Genomic DNA, 15,161 nt, shown 5'->3' with positions numbered 1-15,161 from the left:
CCCCCACCGAGGAGCCGCGCCCCATGAACAAGCCCCTGCGCCGGGCCTCGATCTTCTGCCTGTCCCTCATCGTCGCGCTGATGGGCTGGGCCACCTGGATCCAGGGCGCGAAGGCGGGCGACTACAGGGAGGACCCGCACAATCCGCGGGTGGCGATCGGCAAGTACGCGGCCCCGATGGGCAACATCCTGGTCGGCGGGGAGCCCGTGACCGGCTCCGCCGCCACCTCCTCCACGCTCAAGTACAAGCGGACCTACAAGGACGGCCCGCTCTACGCCCCGGTCACCGGCTTCACCTCGCAGATCTACGGCAGCAACCAGCTGGAGAGCCTCTACGGCGACCTCCTCGACGGCTCCGACAGCCGGCTGCAGACCCCTGCCGACGCGCTGACCCGCACCCGGGCCAAGGGCGGCGACGTGGCCACCACCATCGACCCCGCGGTGCAGAAGGCCGGCTACCGGGCGCTGGCGGGCAAGAAGGGCGCCGCCGTCGCCATGGACCCGGCCACGGGGCGGATCCTGGGCATGGTCAGCACCCCGTCGGTCGACCCGGGGAAGTTCGCGGGGTCCGCCGGGTCCGACCAGCGGGCCTGGAAGAAGCTGTCCGGCGACGCGGAGCACCCGGAGGTCAACCGGGCGCTGCGGCAGCCGCTGCCGCCCGGCTCCACGTTCAAGCTGGTGGTCGCCGCGGCCGCGCTGGAGAACGGCCTGTACTCCTCGGTGGACGAGCCCACCGACAGTCCCGACCCGTACACGCTTCCGCACACCCGCACCAAACTCACCAACGAGAACGCCTCCGCACCCTGCAAGAACGCCGACATCCGCACCGCGCTCCAGTACTCCTGCAACACCGTCTTCGCGAAGATGGCCGTCGACCTGGGCAAGGACAAGGTGAAGGCGCAGGCCGAGAAGTTCGGCTTCGACGACGACAAGGTGGACACCCCGGTGCGGGCCGGCAAGAGCGTCTACCCCTCCGACATGGACGAGGCGCAGACCGCGCTCTCCGGGATCGGCCAGTTCGACGACCAGGCCACCCCGCTGCAGATGACGATGATCTCCTCGGCCATCGCGAACGGCGGCGAGCTCAAGAAGCCGCAGCTGGTCGACAAGCTGACCGACGGCGGCGGCAACACCGTCCAGGACTTCGGACCGGCTGCCTACGGCGACGGCAGGACCATGTCGGCGCGTACGGCGGACCAGCTGCAGTCGGCGATGCAGACGGTCGTGGACAAGGGCACCGGATCCGGCGCGAAGATCGGCGGACTGACCGTCGGCGGCAAGACGGGCACCGCCCAGCACGGCGTCGACAACAGCGGCACGCCCTACGCCTGGTTCGTCTCGTACGCCCAGGACGGCAAGGGACACCAGGTGGCGGTGGCCGTGATGGTCGAGGACGGGCACGCTGCCCGCAACGAGGTCTCCGGCAACGGCCTGGCGGCGCCGACCGCGCGGGCCATGATGAAGGCGGCCCTGACGTAGGCGAGGGGCGGCTCCGGCGTACGGCGCGGTCCCGGAGCCGGTCACGCCGTCCGGGCCCCGGGAGAGGGCGCAGCTTCCGGGAGGGGGCAGCGCAGCGCACCGCTGTCACACGTGCCTCGTAGACTGGTCGGCGTGAGCGAGCGCCCCCAGAACGACGACCCCGACCCGAACGAAGCCTTCGACGAACTGGTCGAGGCGGAGACCGACCGTGACCCGGATCTTGCGGTGATCGAGGCCGGCAGCCGGACCCTGCGCGCCCAGGCCGGGCCGCCGCAGGGGGACGGGATTCCCGCCCGCCCGGCCGACCCCGAGGTCGACCGCGCGTTGCGCGCCGTCGAGGACGAGCTGGCCGGCCGCTGGGGCGAGACCAAGCTCGACCCGTCGGTACAGCGCATCGCGGCGCTGCTGGACATCCTCGGTCAGCCGCAGCGCGCCTACCCGTCCATCCACATCACGGGCACCAACGGCAAGACCAGCACCGCCCGCATGATCGAGTCCCTGCTGTCCGCCTTCGACCTGCGCACGGGCCGCTACACCAGCCCGCACGTCCAGTCGATCACCGAGCGGATCAGCCTGGACGCCGCCCCGATCTCCGCCGAGCAGTTCATCGAGACGTACCGGGACATCGCCCCGTACGTGGAGATGGTCGACTCCCAGCAGGAGTACCGCCTGTCGTTCTTCGAGGTGCTCACGGCCATGGCGTACGCCGCCTTCGCCGACAGCCCCGTGGACGTCGCGGTCGTCGAGGTCGGCATGGGCGGCACCTGGGACGCGACGAACGTCATCGACGGCGATGTCGCCGTGGTCACCCCGATCTCGCTGGACCACACCGACCGGCTGGGGGAGACGCCCGAGCAGATCGCCGGCGAGAAGTCCGGGATCATCAAGAAGGACGCCACGGTCGTGCTGGCCCAGCAGCCGGTGGACGCGGCCTCGGTGATGCTCAAGCGCGCGGTCGAGGTGGATGCCACGGTCGCCCGAGAGGGCATGGAGTTCGGGGTCATCTCCCGTGAGGTCGCGGTCGGCGGGCAGATGCTGACGCTGCGCGGACTGGGCGGCGAGTACCCCGAGGTCTTCCTGCCGCTGTACGGCGCCCATCAGGCGCACAACGCCGCGGTGGCGCTCGCCGCGGTCGAGGCGTTCTTCGGCGTCGGCTCGGACCACGCCCGCACGCTGGACATCGACACCATCCGCTCCGCGTTCGCCGCCGTCAGTTCGCCCGGCCGGATGGAGGTCGTGCGGCGCAGCCCGACGGTCGTGCTGGACGCGGCGCACAACCCCGCGGGTGCGCGGGCGGCGGCCGAGGCGGTCACCGAGGCGTTCGGCTTCAGCCGGCTGGTGGGTGTCGTCGGGGCCAGCGGGGACAAGGACGTACGCGGCTTCCTGGAGGCGTTCGAGCCGATCTTCGCCGAGGTCGTGGTGACGCGTAATTCAAGCCATCGTGCGATGGATCCCGATGAGCTGGCGGCCATCGCCGTCGAGGTCTTCGGCGCCGAGCGGGTCCAGGTCGAGCCGCGGCTCGACGACGCCCTGGAGGCGGCGATCACCCTCGCCGAGGAAGAGGGCGAGTTCTCCGGAGCGGGTGTCCTGGTGACCGGCTCGGTGATCACGGTCGGCGAGGCCCGGCTGCTGATGGGGAGGAGCTGACCGTGCGCACGCTGTGTGCCAGCACCCTGATAGGCGAATTCTTCGTGATCGGCTTCGCCGGTCTGGTCGCGATGCAGATGACCGAGCTGTCGGCGGCCACGGTCTGGACGGTCAGCGGGATCGCGATGCTGCTGAGCCTCCTGCTGTGCGGGATGCTCAGCCGTCCGGGTGGTGTCCAGCTCGGCTGGGTGCTGCAGATCGCCCTGATCGCCAGCGGTTTCGTGGTCCCGACGATGTTCTTCCTGGGTGTGGTCTTCGCGGCCCTGTGGTGGGCGTCGGTCCACTACGGCCGCAAGATCGATGAGGCGAAGGCCCGTTGGGCGGCACAGTCCGAGGCGCCGGGGGAACCTGCCTAGGGCGTGTCCCGGCGGGTGCCCTCGGCAAGCCCTCGGGGCTCGTGCCACAGGCCGGGGGCGGGGCCGTCCCGGGCCTGGTCACCCATGTAGCCTCAGTTCACCCGCTGACCGTTGTTCATATCCAGGGAGTTTCTCCGTGAGCCAGCGCACCCTCGTCCTTCTCAAGCCTGACGCCGTCACGCGCGGTCTGATCGGCGAGATCATCGGCCGGATCGAGAGGAAGGCCGGCTGGACGATCAGCGCGCTGGAGCTGCGCAGCCTGGACCGCGCCCTTCTCGAGCAGCACTACGCCGAGCACGTCGGCAAGCCGTTCTACGAGCCCCTGGTCGCCTTCATGTCCTCCGGTCCGGTGGTCTCGATGGTCGTCGAGGGCGAGCGGGTGATCGAGGGCGTACGGATGCTCGCCGGTCCGACTGACCCGATTGCCGCGCCGGGTGGGTCCATTCGTGGGGACTTCGGAACGATCACCCGAGAGAATCTGATCCATGCGTCGGATTCCGAAGAGTCCGCCGAGCGCGAGATCAAGATTTTCTTCCCCGGCATTTCCTGACGAGTCATCAGCTGTACACCCCTCGTGACCAGGGGCGACCGACAAAATCATCGGTCGCCCTTTGGTGTATACGACACGATCGGGGGAACGCATCACCGCGACACGACGTCACCATTAAGGGGGGCGGGTGCGTGTACGGCTGACAATGGCGGAACAGCCTCCCGACGTGTTCGAGTGGGCGCACTACGAACTACGATGGAGACTTCCGCGCCGCACAGCGCATCACCTCCTGCCGACCTCCAGTAAGCATTCGCTCCAGTTGGGAAGGCCAGACGTATCCTCATGGGGAACAACATGTCGTTCATCGGCCGTGACATGGCTGTCGACCTCGGGACCGCCAACACGCTGGTGTACGTCAGGGGCCGCGGCATCGTCCTCAACGAGCCGTCGGTCGTGGCCATCAACACCAACACCGGCGGCATTCTCGCGGTAGGTGCTGAGGCGAAGAAGATGATCGGGCGCACGCCCGGCAACATCGTCGCCGTACGGCCCCTGAAAGACGGCGTGATCGCCGATTTCGAGATCACCGAGCGGATGCTCCGCTACTTCATCCTCAAGATCCACAAGCGGCGCTACCTCGCCCGCCCGCGGGTCGTCGTGTGTGTCCCCTCCGGCATCACCGGAGTGGAGCGCCGCGCGGTCATCGAGGCCTCCACCCAGGCCGGCGCGCGCCAGGTCCACATCATCGAGGAGCCGATGGCCGCCGCTATCGGCTCCGGCCTGCCGGTCCACGAGGCCACCGGCAACATGGTCGTGGACATCGGCGGCGGTACGACCGAGGTCGCGGTCATCTCGCTCGGCGGCATCGTCACCGCGCAGTCGATCCGGGTGGCCGGCGATGAGCTCGACAACGCGATCATCCAGCACATCAAGAAGGAGTACAGCCTTCTGCTGGGCGAGCGCACCGCCGAGAGCATCAAGATCACCATCGGTTCGGCGTACGACCTCGAACAGGACGAGCACACCGAGATCCGCGGCCGTGACCTGGTCTCCGGCCTGCCGAAGACCGTGGTGATCTCAGCCGCCGAGGTCCGCAAGGCCATCGAGGAACCGGTCAACTCCATCGTCGACGCGGTCAAGACGACGCTCGACAAGTGCCCGCCGGAGCTCTCCGGCGACGTCATGGACCGCGGCATCGTGCTCACCGGAGGCGGCGCCCTGCTCCGCGGCCTCGACGAGCGGCTGCGCCGCGAGACCGGTATGCCCATCCACATCGCCGAGGACCCGCTCGACTCCGTCGCGCTCGGTTCCGGCAAGTGCGTCGAGGAGTTCGAGGCCCTCCAGCAGGTCCTCGACTCCCAGCCGCGCAGGTAGCGGGGTCCGGGTCCCGATCCGCGCCGCGGCCGTCGAACGGGCGTCCGCGGCGGTCGGGAAACCCGGCATCGGCGGCCGGCCCGTCCGGCCGCTGATATACAGGCACAACATCCCGACAGACACGGTGCACTGACGCTCCGCCATCCGGCACCGTCACATCAGGCACAACGCTCAACTCCCGAACGAGACCGGCGGGGCCCGCAGCCGGCCGGTCCTACGAGGAAGGACACGGCCGCCGCACGTGAGGGACACACGAGAGAGCCGGTTGCTGCTGGTGCTGCTGGTCGCGATCGCGTTCGCGCTGATCACGGTCGATATCCGCGGCGGCGAACAGTCCCCGCTCGATGGTGCCCGGCAAGCCGCCGCCTCCGCCTTCGGCCCGGTCGAGAGCGGCGTCGCCCGCGTCGTCAATCCGGTCGGCAACGCCATCGGCGCCGTGCGGGACTCCGGCAGCCGGCACAACCGGATCAGCAGGCTGGAGCACGAGAACGAGGCGCTGAAGGCCCGGCTCGGCTCCTCCGACCGCAACCGCAGCCGTGCCGCCGAGCTCGACAAGATCCTCAAGACCGCGGGCACCGGCCAGTACGGCATCAAGGGCGCGCAGGTCATCGCCATCGGCTCGGCCCAGGGCTTCTCCTGGACCGTCACCATCGACGCCGGGCGCCGTGACGGCATCGCCCGCGACATGACCGTGCTCAACGGCGACGGGCTGGTCGGCCGGGTCACCACCGTCGGCGCCGACACCTCCACCGTCCTGCTGGCCGCCGACCCCGACTTCACCGTCGGCACCCGCATGGAGAAGACCAACGAGATCGGCTTCGCCAACGGGCAGGGCGTCCGCTCGCTGCGCGTCCAGCTCCTCAACGGCAAGGCCAACATCAAGCGGGGCGACCGCCTGGTCACCTTCGGCTCCAGCAAGGACAAGCCGTTCGTGCCCGGTGTGCCCGTCGGCAAGGTCGTCAGGGTCGAGCCGTCCAACGGCGATCTGACCCGCAACCTCCAGGTCCGGCCCTACGTCTCCTTCTCCCAGCTCGACATCGTCGGCGTAGTCGTCGCACCGCCCCGCCAGGACCCGCGCGACACCGTCCTGCCGCCCGCGCCCGCGAAACCCAAACCGACGCCGACGGTCACCGTCACGGCCACCCCCTCCGCGAGCGCCTCTCCCAGGAGCTGACCGATGCGCATCAACCGGATCCTGCTCTCGGCCCCGCTGGTGGTCGTTGCCCTCGTCATCCAGGTCACCCTTCTCGCCAGACTCCAGCTTCCCGGCGCGGTACCGGATCTGCTGCTGCTCGTCGTGCTCGGTCTGGCGCTGGTCTACGGCCATGTCGGCGGCGCCCTGGTCGGCTTCTTCGCCGGTCTGCTGGCCGACCTCGCCCCGCCCTCCGACCACGCCATCGGCCGCTATGCGCTGGTGCTCTGCGTCATCGGCTACGCCGCGGGCCTGACCAAGCCGGAATCGGGCCGGCACCGCTCGGCGACGCTGCCGCTGCTCGTCGTCCTCGGTGCCGCCGTCGGCTCGACGCTGATGTACGCCGGCGTCGGCGCGCTGGTCGGTGACACCGCCGCCCGCCACGTCGGCATCGTCGGACTGCTGCTCAGCGCCACCCTCTACGACCTGCTGCTGGCCCCCTTCACCGTGCCGCTGGTGATGGCGCTGGCGCGCAGAACCGAGGGCGATCTGCTGGCCGGCGACAGTTCCGGCAGTCAGGGCGGCGCGGCCGGCAGCCGGGACGCGGGCTACGGCTGGCTGACCACCGGTACCGGCCTCAAGGCCAGCCGCGGTGCCATGAAATCCCTGCGCACGGGGACGGGCATCGGCAGCCAGCGCGGCAGTCTGCTCGGCAAGTCGGCCCGCGACAAGGTGGGCCGCATCAAGGGGGTCAAGCGACTGTGACGCCCTCCCCTCTCCCGACCACCACCCCTCGTGGAGGCGCTGCGCGCCATGAGTAATCTCCCGGAAACCCGTACCTCCCGGGTCGGCGTCCGGCTCATCGCCATCCAGATCCTGGTCTTCTCCCTGCTGCTGACCCTCGGCGGGCGGCTCTGGTACCTGCAGATCCGCAACGGCCAGGAGTACGCCACCGAGGCGAAGAACAACCACGTCCAGCAGGTCATCGAGCCCGCCACCCGCGGCTCGATCCTCGACGCGCGCGGGGTGCCGCTGGCCGACAACCAGACCCGTCTGGTCGTCTCCGCGAGCCGTACCGAGCTGCTGAAGATGAAGGACGACGGCAAGGCCGTGCTCGGCCGGCTGGCCAAGGTGCTCGGCCTCTCCGAGAAGGAGATCCGCAACAAGGTCCGGCTGTGCGACGCCAAGACGCCGCAGCCGTGCTGGAACGGCTCGCCGTACCAGCCGATCCCGATCACCGACGAGGCCACCACCCAGCAGGCCCTCCAGATCCGTGAGCGCTCCGAGGACTTCCCCGGCATCAGCGCCGAGCCCACCGCCGTGCGCCGCTACGCCGAGCCCGGCAACGCCAACACCGCCCAGGTGCTCGGCTACCTCTCGCCGGTGACCGACGAGGAGATCAACAAGGCCAAGAACACCAGCTCGCCGTTCCTGCGCTCCGACCAGATCGGCCGGTCCGGTCTGGAGCGCACGTACGACCGCTATCTGCGCGGCAAGGCCGCCGTCACCCGCTACGAGGTCGACAACCTCGGCCGGGTCATCGGCCAGGCCAACAGCGAGAAGGGCCAGGGCGGCGCGAGCGTCGTCACCAGCATCGACGCGAGGGTGCAGGCCATAGCGGAGAAGCAGCTCGAGCAGGCCATGAAGGACGCCCGCAAGGTGCACGACAAGAACACCGGCACCAACTACAAGGCCGACTCGGGCGCCGTGGTCGTGATGGAGGCCAAGACCGGCCGGGTGGTGGCCATGGCCTCCAACCCCAGCTACGACCCCAACGCCTGGGTCGGCGGCATCTCCGGCAAGGACTACGCGCACCTCACCGGCAAGGACTCCAACTACCCGCTGCTGAACCGCGCCATCCAGGGGCAGGCCGCCCCCGGCTCGATCTTCAAGGTCATCTCGACCACGGCGGCGATCAACGCGGGCTACGACTTCAACGGCCACTACCCCTGCACCAGCTCGTACAGCATCGGCGGCCAGGTCTTCAAGAACTTCGAGGGCGAGGGCCACGGCGACATCAGCCTGGGCCGGGCGCTGGAGGTCTCCTGCGACACCGTCTTCTACCGGCTCTCGCACGACGAGTGGAAGAAGGACGGCGGGGACAAGCCCAAGAAGAACCCCAAGGACTGGTTCTACCGGACCGCCCACCAGTTCGGTCTCGGCAAGGAGACCGGCATCGACCTCCCCAACGAGGTCACCGGCCGGGTCCCCGACCGCAAGTGGAAGACCGACTTCTGGAAGGCCAACAAGGCCGGCTGGTGCGAGCAGGCCAAGGCCTGGCCCAAGAAGAAGGACTTCGGCACCAAGCTCGCCCGTGAGGGCTGCCTCGAAGGCATGAAGCTGCACGCCTACGACTCCATCAACTACGCGATCGGGCAGGGCGACACCCTCGTCACCCCGATCCAGATGGCGACCATCTACGGCGCGATCGCCAACGGCGGCACCCTCTACAACCCGACCGTCGGCAAGGCGATCGTCAGCCCCGACGGCAAGCGGGTGCAGCCGGTCAAGCCCACCTCGCACGGCAAGCTGCCCGACAGCCCCAAGACGCTCCGGCAGATCGACTCCGCGCTGGCCGGTGTGGCCACCCGCGGTACCGCCGCCTGGCGCTTCCAGGGCTGGCCGCAGGACAAGATTCCGATGCACGCCAAGACCGGTACCGCCGAGGTCTACGGGAAGCAGACCACCTCGTGGTTCGCGACGTACACCAAGGACTACACGATCGTCATGACGATCGCCCAGGGCGGCACCGGCTCCGGCGCCTCCGGTCCGGCCGTGCGCAACATCTACAACGCGCTGTACGGAGTCGACGAGAAGGGGGGAATCAACCCGAAGGCGGCCCTGCTGCCGAAGCCCCAGGGCTCGCTCCCCAAGATCGAGGGTGACGGGAGCATCGAGGCTCAGCCCATCAAGCCGTATGTCCTGCCGTCGCCGTCCGCATCGGAGAGCCCACAGTGACGACCAGCCATACCTCCCGGGCGTTCTCGATCCGGCGCTACACCCCCGAGCTCGGCACCTGGGGCAAGCTGACGGCGCGCGATTCGGTGCTGCGCAAGCTGGACTGGATACTGCTGCTGTCCTGCCTGGTGCTGTCCCTGATGGGGTCGCTGCTGGTCTTCTCGGCCACCCGCAACCGCACCGAGCTCAACCACGGTGACGAGTACTACTACTTCCTGCACCATCTGCTGAATCTCGGCATCGGCCTGGCGCTGGCCGCCGGCACGATCTGGCTGGGGCACCGCACGCTGCGCGGCGCGGTCCCGATCCTCTACGCGCTGTCGGTCGTGCTGGCGCTGCTGGTGCTCACGCCCCTGGGCGCCACCATCAACGGCTCGCGTTCCTGGCTGGCGATCCCGGGCGGCTTCTCGCTCCAGCCCGCCGAGTTCGCGAAGATCACCATCACGCTCGGCATGGCGATGATCCTGGCGTCCCGGGTCGACGCGGGCGACCGCCCGTACCCGGGCCACCGCACCGTCGTCCAGGCCCTCGGTCTGGCCGCCGTCCCGGTCGGCGTGATCATGCTGATGCCGGACCTCGGCTCGGTCATGGTGCTCGGAGCCGTCATCCTGGGCGTACTGCTCTCCTCCGGCGCCTCCAACCGCTGGATCCTCGGGCTGGCCGGCACCGGCGTCGTGGGCTGTGTCGCGATCTGGCAGCTCGGCCTGCTGGACGCCTATCAGATCGCCCGCTTCGCCGCGTTCGCCAACCCGAGCCTCGACCCGGCCGGCGTCGGCTACAACACCAACCAGGCCCGGATCGCGATCGGCGGCGGCGGACTGACCGGCTCCGGTCTCTTCCACGGCAGCCAGACCACCGGCCAGTTCGTCCCCGAACAGCAGACGGACTTCATCTTCACCGTCGCCGGTGAGGAGCTCGGCTTCCTGGGCGCGGGCCTGATCATCGTGCTGCTCGGTGTGGTGCTGTGGCGCGCCTGCCGGATCGCGCGGGAGTCCACCGAGCTCTACGGCACGATCGTCGCCTCCGGCATCATCGCGTGGTTCGCCTTCCAGGCCTTCGAGAACGTCGGTATGACCCTCGGCATCATGCCCGTCACCGGCCTGCCCCTGCCGTTCGTCTCCTACGGCGGCACCTCCATGTTCGCGGTGTGGATCGCGATCGGGCTGCTCCAGTCGATCCGCGTGCAGCGCCCACTGTCGGCCTCGCGCTGACGCCGTGCCCCTGTCCGGGACGACCTGCCCGGGTTCGCGGCTGGGGGTCCCTGCTCGGGCTCACCGATCGGGATCACCGATCGAGGTGCAGCTCGAACCACAGTGAGGTGGACCGTGGCACTTCCTCGGACGGGGCCGTGCCCCAGTCGTCGGCGAGCCGGTCGGCCAGCAGCAGCCCGTAGTCGTCCGGCTGCCCGCCGGCCGCCGGTGCGGGCCACGGGATCCGGGCCGGCGTGACGTCGTGGACGCTGATCCGCAGGCCGTGCCCGGCGGTCAGCATCCGCAGCAGGATGTCCGCGGTCCGCGGGGTGTGCAGATGGGCGCGGGTCACCGCCTCCGAGGTGAGCAGCACGGCGGTGTCGAGGAGCGGGGAGAGCGCGGTGCGACGGAGGACGGCGTGGACGAAATCGCGCGCGGCCTTCGGGGCGGTGGGAGTGTTCGGTGCGGTCAGTACGTACGGGCGGGCGCCTGCCGCGACGCGGATGGGTGTCCGGGTGACGGGTGCGGTTGAGGGGTGCACGGGTGTCTCCCTCCCCGAGGGGTCGAGTGAGCGCCGAGTTGCACTCTGTGTATCCATTCCGTCACTCAGCGTAAGTCATGCCGCGTGGTGAGTGCTACCCGCTCTCCGTTTCCCGTCGTGAGGAGCTTCCCGGGTCGGGTGGGTGGCCCCGGTGGAGGCGGGTGGCTAGCCTCGATGCATGGCGGACACCGTGCGGGAAATCGAACGGAAGTACGAGGTCGACGACGACGCGCAGCTCCCGGATCTGGCAGGCGCCGGCCGGGTCGCCACCGTGGGACAGGCGGTCACCGAGGACCTGGACGCCCTCTACTACGACACCCCTGACCAACGGCTCGCCGCCGACCACATCACGCTGCGCAGGCGCACCGGCGGCAAGGACGCGGGCTGGCACCTCAAGCTGCCGGTCGCGCCGGGTGTACGCGACGAGGTGCGGGCACCGCTGTCCGACGCGCCGCCCCCGGAGCTGACCGCCCTCGTCCGGTCGCGGGTGCTGGACCGGGAGCCGGTCCCCCTCGTACGGCTGCGGACGCGCCGCATGGTCCGGGTGCTGCGGGACGCCGCGGGCACCCCGCTCGCGGAGCTGGCGGTGGACGAGGTGCGTGCGCAACGGGCGGGGGAGTCCGCAACGGCGGGCGCGGGGCCGGCCGGGGCCCGGTGGCGCGAGATCGAGGTGGAGCTGCTCGGGGACGGCGACCCGGCAGTGCTGGACGAGGTCGGCAGGGCGCTGGTCGCGGCGGGCGCGCGCCCCGCAGCGGCGGAGTCGAAGCTGGCGCGGGCGCTGGCCGAGACGGGCCTGGACCGCGACCGGCCCGCACCCCCCGGCGCGGGGCCGGACGCGCCGCGCCCCCGGAGCTCCGGCCGGCGTGGCGGCAGGGGGAACGGCAAGGCCAAGGCCAAGAGCAAGGCCAAGAGCAAGAGCAAGGCCAAGGGCGCGGGGAAGAAGCAGGCGCCCACCGCCGGGGACGTGGTGCTCCGGTACGTCCATGAGCAGGTGCGGGTGATCATCGAGCTGGATCCGGCGGTGCGCCGCGACCTGCCCGACTCGGTGCACCGGATGCGGGTCGCCACCCGTCGGCTGCGCAGCGTCTTCCGTTCGTACACGAAGGTGCTCGACCGCGCCGTCACCCTGCCCATCGGCCTGGAACTCAAGTGGCTGGCGGCGGAATTGGGGGTGGACCGGGACCGCGAGGTGCTGGCCGCGCGGCTCCAGAGCGCGCTGGCCGAGGTGCCCCGGACGCTGCGGCTCGGCCCGGTGGCTGCCCGGCTGCGCATCTGGTCCGAGCGGCGCCGGGCCGGCTCGCGCAGGGAGGTGCTCTCCGTATTGGACGGGCCCCGCTATCTGTCGCTGCTGAAGAGCCTGGACGCCCTCCTGGAGGCGCCGCCGCTGCGCCCGGGAGCCGACCGGCCGGCGCCGGAGATCGTGGGCGCGGCCGTGCTCAAGGACTACCGGCGGCTGGCCCGCCGGGTGGAGGCCGCGCTGGCGGCACCGGCCGGGCGGAAGCGGGACGAGGCGCTGCACGGCGCCCGCAAGGCCGCCAAGCGGACGCGGTACGCGGCGGAGGCCGCCCGTCCGGCGCTCGGCCGGCCGGCGAAGAAGTTCGCCCGACGGATCAAGAGGGTGCAGCAGCTGCTGGGCGACCACCAGGACAGCGTGGTGGCGCGCGGCGCGCTGCGCGAGCTCGCCACCCAGGCGCACAAGGCCGGTGAGGGCGGTTTCACCTTCGGTCTGCTCCACGGCCGCGAGGAGGCCCGCGCGGCGGACCGGGAGCGGGAGCTGCCGCGCCTGTGGAAGAAGGTCTCGCGGCGCAAGCACCGGGCCGCGCTCCGGCCGTGACGGCCGGCCGTCGGGCCGCCGGCCCCGGCCCCGACGACGCGGCGGCGACCCGCCCCGGCCGGGAGCGCAGTGCGCGGGCCCCGGTCCGCCGTCGTCGCGGGCCGTCCGGCCGCCGTACGAGGGGCCCGCTCCGAGCGGTTACGCTTGAGAGTCGCCCCCCGCCAGCTCACGAAGGTTCGAGATGTCTGCCGAGTCGGTCTTCCCGCAGCTCGAGGCCCTGCTCCCGCATGTGCAGAAGCCCATTCAGTACGTCGGCGGTGAGCTGAACTCCACCGTCAAGGACTGGGACTCCTGTGACGTGCGGTGGTCGCTCATGTATCCGGACGCCTACGAGGTCGGTCTGCCCAACCAGGGCGTCATGATCCTCTACGAGGTCCTCAACGAACGCGAGGGCGTGCTCGCCGAGCGTACGTACAGCGTGTGGCCGGACCTCGAAGCGCTGATGCGCGAGCACCACGTCCCGCAGTTCACGGTCGACGGGCACCGTCCCGTCGGCGCGTTCGACGTGCTCGGCGTCTCCTTCTCGACCGAGCTGGGGTACACCAACCTCCTCACGGCCCTGGACCTCTCGGGTATCCCGATGGAGTCCAAGGACCGCACGGAGGACCACCCAATCGTCCTCGCGGGCGGCCACGCGGCCTTCAACCCCGAGCCGATCGCGGACTTCCTGGACTGCGCGGTCGTGGGCGACGGCGAGCAGGCGGTGCTGGAGATCACCGAGATCATCCGCGCCTGGAAGGCCGAGGACCGGCCCGGCGGCCGCGACGAGCTGCTGTTCCGCCTCGCGAAGACCGGCAGCGTGTACGTCCCCAAGTTCTACGACGTCGAGTACCTGGCCGACGGGCGGATCTCCCGCGTCGTGCCGAACCGCTCCGGCGTCCCGTGGCGGGTGTCCAAGCACACCGTCATGGACCTGGACGAGTGGCCCTACCCCAAGCAGCCGCTCGTCCCCCTGGCCGAGACCGTCCACGAGCGGATGTCGGTCGAGATCTTCCGTGGCTGCACCCGCGGCTGCCGTTTCTGCCAGGCCGGCATGATCACGCGCCCTGTACGGGAGCGAAGCATCACCGGCATCGGCGACATGGTGGACAAGGGGCTGAAGGCCACGGGATTCGAGGAGGTCGGCCTGTTGTCGCTGTCCTCCGCGGACCACACCGAGATCGGCGACATCGCCAAGGGGCTCGCCGACCGGTACGAGGAAGACAAGATCGGTCTGTCGCTCCCGTCGACCCGCGTCGACGCCTTCAACGTCGATCTTGCCAACGAGCTGACGCGCAACGGCCGTCGCTCCGGTCTGACCTTCGCGCCCGAGGGCGGCTCGGAGCGGATGCGCAAGGTCATCAACAAGATGGTCTCCGAAGAGGACCTGATCAGGACCGTCTCGACGGCCTACGGCAACGGCTGGCGGCAGGTGAAGCTCTACTTCATGTGCGGTCTGCCGACCGAGACCGACGAGGACGTGCTCCAGATCGGTGACATGGCGGTCAAGGTCATCGCCGAGGGCCGCAAGGCCTCCGGGCAGAACGACATCCGCTGCACGGTCTCCATCGGCGGCTTCGTCCCCAAGCCGCACACCCCCTTCCAGTGGGCGCCGCAGCTGTCGGCGGAGGAGACGGACGCCCGTCTCGAAAAGCTCCGGGACAAGATCCGCGGCGACAAGAAGTACGGCCGCTCCATCGGCTTCCGCTACCACGACGGCAAGCCCGGCATCGTCGAGGGCCTGCTCTCGCGCGGCGACCGCCGCGTCGGCTCGGTCATCCGCGCCGTCTACGAGGGCGGCGGCCGCTTCGACGGCTGGCGCGAGCACTTCTCCTACGACCGCTGGATGAAGGCCGCCGAGGAGACGCTGCCCGCGTTCGGCGTGGACGTCGCCTGGTACACCACCCGCGAGCGGGAGTACGAGGAGGTCCTGCCCTGGGACCACCTGGACTCCGGTCTCGACAAGGACTGGCTCTGGGAGGACTGGCAGGACTCGCTCGACGAGACCGAGGTCGAGGACTGCCGCTGGACCCCGTGCTTCGACTGCGGCGTCTGCCCGCAGATGGACACCGAGATCCAGATCGGCCCCACCGGCAAGAAGCTGCTGCCCCTGACCGTCGTCAAGTAGCGCTCCCGGTAAGCCTCTTCGGCCCGGCCCCGCACCCCGCGGTGGCCGGGCCGT

Annotated in this window: 12 protein-coding genes; 11 read left to right on the top strand and 1 reads right to left on the bottom strand. The window is 70.3% G+C overall.

Features of this window, described 5'->3' with window-relative positions; all coding sequences use genetic code 11:
* Positions 1 to 23 precede the first annotated feature (23 nt).
* The 9 genes from Scani_RS29745 to Scani_RS29705 all read left to right on the top strand — a co-directional run bounded on the left by Scani_RS29745 (position 24) and on the right by Scani_RS29705 (position 10,646).
* Complete coding sequence (locus Scani_RS29745) at positions 24 to 1,478, top strand: peptidoglycan D,D-transpeptidase FtsI family protein (protein WP_159480867.1); 1,455 nt, start codon at positions 24 to 26, stop codon at positions 1,476 to 1,478.
* A gap of 132 nt (positions 1,479 to 1,610) precedes the next feature.
* Complete coding sequence (folC, locus tag Scani_RS29740; protein WP_159480866.1) at positions 1,611 to 3,125, top strand: bifunctional tetrahydrofolate synthase/dihydrofolate synthase; 1,515 nt, start codon at positions 1,611 to 1,613, stop codon at positions 3,123 to 3,125.
* A 2-nt stretch (positions 3,126 to 3,127) separates the two neighbouring features.
* On the top strand, positions 3,128 to 3,481 hold the full coding sequence (locus tag Scani_RS29735) for a DUF4233 domain-containing protein (RefSeq protein ID WP_159480865.1): 354 nt from the start codon (positions 3,128 to 3,130) through the stop codon (positions 3,479 to 3,481).
* Between the two features lie 136 nt (positions 3,482 to 3,617).
* On the top strand, positions 3,618 to 4,031 hold the full coding sequence (gene ndk, locus Scani_RS29730) for a nucleoside-diphosphate kinase (protein WP_159480864.1): 414 nt from the start codon (positions 3,618 to 3,620) through the stop codon (positions 4,029 to 4,031).
* Positions 4,032 to 4,325: 294 nt separating this feature from the next.
* Positions 4,326 to 5,345 (top strand): rod shape-determining protein, encoded by a 1,020-nt coding sequence (locus Scani_RS29725; protein ID WP_003985182.1) that lies wholly within the window; start codon positions 4,326 to 4,328, stop codon positions 5,343 to 5,345.
* A 241-nt stretch (positions 5,346 to 5,586) separates the two neighbouring features.
* Positions 5,587 to 6,519 (top strand): rod shape-determining protein MreC, encoded by a 933-nt coding sequence (gene mreC / locus Scani_RS29720; RefSeq protein WP_159480863.1) that lies wholly within the window; start codon positions 5,587 to 5,589, stop codon positions 6,517 to 6,519.
* Between the two features lie 3 nt (positions 6,520 to 6,522).
* Positions 6,523 to 7,242 carry a rod shape-determining protein MreD gene (mreD, locus tag Scani_RS29715; protein ID WP_159480862.1) on the top strand — a complete coding sequence of 240 codons (720 nt, stop codon included), beginning with the start codon at positions 6,523 to 6,525 and terminating at the stop codon, positions 7,240 to 7,242.
* Positions 7,243 to 7,290: 48 nt separating this feature from the next.
* Positions 7,291 to 9,435, top strand: a complete 2,145-nt coding sequence (gene mrdA / locus Scani_RS29710; RefSeq protein ID WP_159480861.1) for a penicillin-binding protein 2 — start codon at positions 7,291 to 7,293, stop codon at positions 9,433 to 9,435.
* Between the two features lie 29 nt (positions 9,436 to 9,464).
* Positions 9,465 to 10,646, top strand: coding sequence for an FtsW/RodA/SpoVE family cell cycle protein (locus Scani_RS29705; RefSeq protein WP_159482454.1), 1,182 nt, complete (start codon positions 9,465 to 9,467; stop codon positions 10,644 to 10,646).
* Positions 10,647 to 10,719: 73 nt separating this feature from the next.
* On the opposite strand, the gene Scani_RS29700 is transcribed toward Scani_RS29705, so the two are convergent.
* Positions 10,720 to 11,166: an ATP-binding protein gene (locus Scani_RS29700; RefSeq protein WP_159480860.1), complete on the bottom strand. Its 447-nt coding sequence runs from the start codon at positions 11,164 to 11,166 to the stop codon at positions 10,720 to 10,722.
* Positions 11,167 to 11,344: 178 nt separating this feature from the next.
* On the opposite strand from Scani_RS29700, the gene Scani_RS29695 reads away from it, so the two are divergent.
* Both Scani_RS29695 and Scani_RS29690 read left to right on the top strand, forming a co-directional pair.
* Positions 11,345 to 13,000, top strand: a complete 1,656-nt coding sequence (locus tag Scani_RS29695; protein WP_159480859.1) for a CYTH and CHAD domain-containing protein — start codon at positions 11,345 to 11,347, stop codon at positions 12,998 to 13,000.
* 181 nt (positions 13,001 to 13,181) lie between these two features.
* A complete protein-coding gene (locus Scani_RS29690; RefSeq protein ID WP_159480858.1) occupies positions 13,182 to 15,107 on the top strand; it encodes a TIGR03960 family B12-binding radical SAM protein in 1,926 nt (641 codons plus the stop codon).
* Positions 15,108 to 15,161 lie beyond the last annotated feature (54 nt).

This window comes from Streptomyces caniferus (assembly GCF_009811555.1).
Taxonomy (GTDB): Bacteria; Actinomycetota; Actinomycetes; order Streptomycetales; family Streptomycetaceae; genus Streptomyces; species Streptomyces caniferus.
The sequence above is the reverse complement of the archived record's forward strand: the minus strand, read 5'-3'. Positions and strand labels throughout refer to the sequence as shown.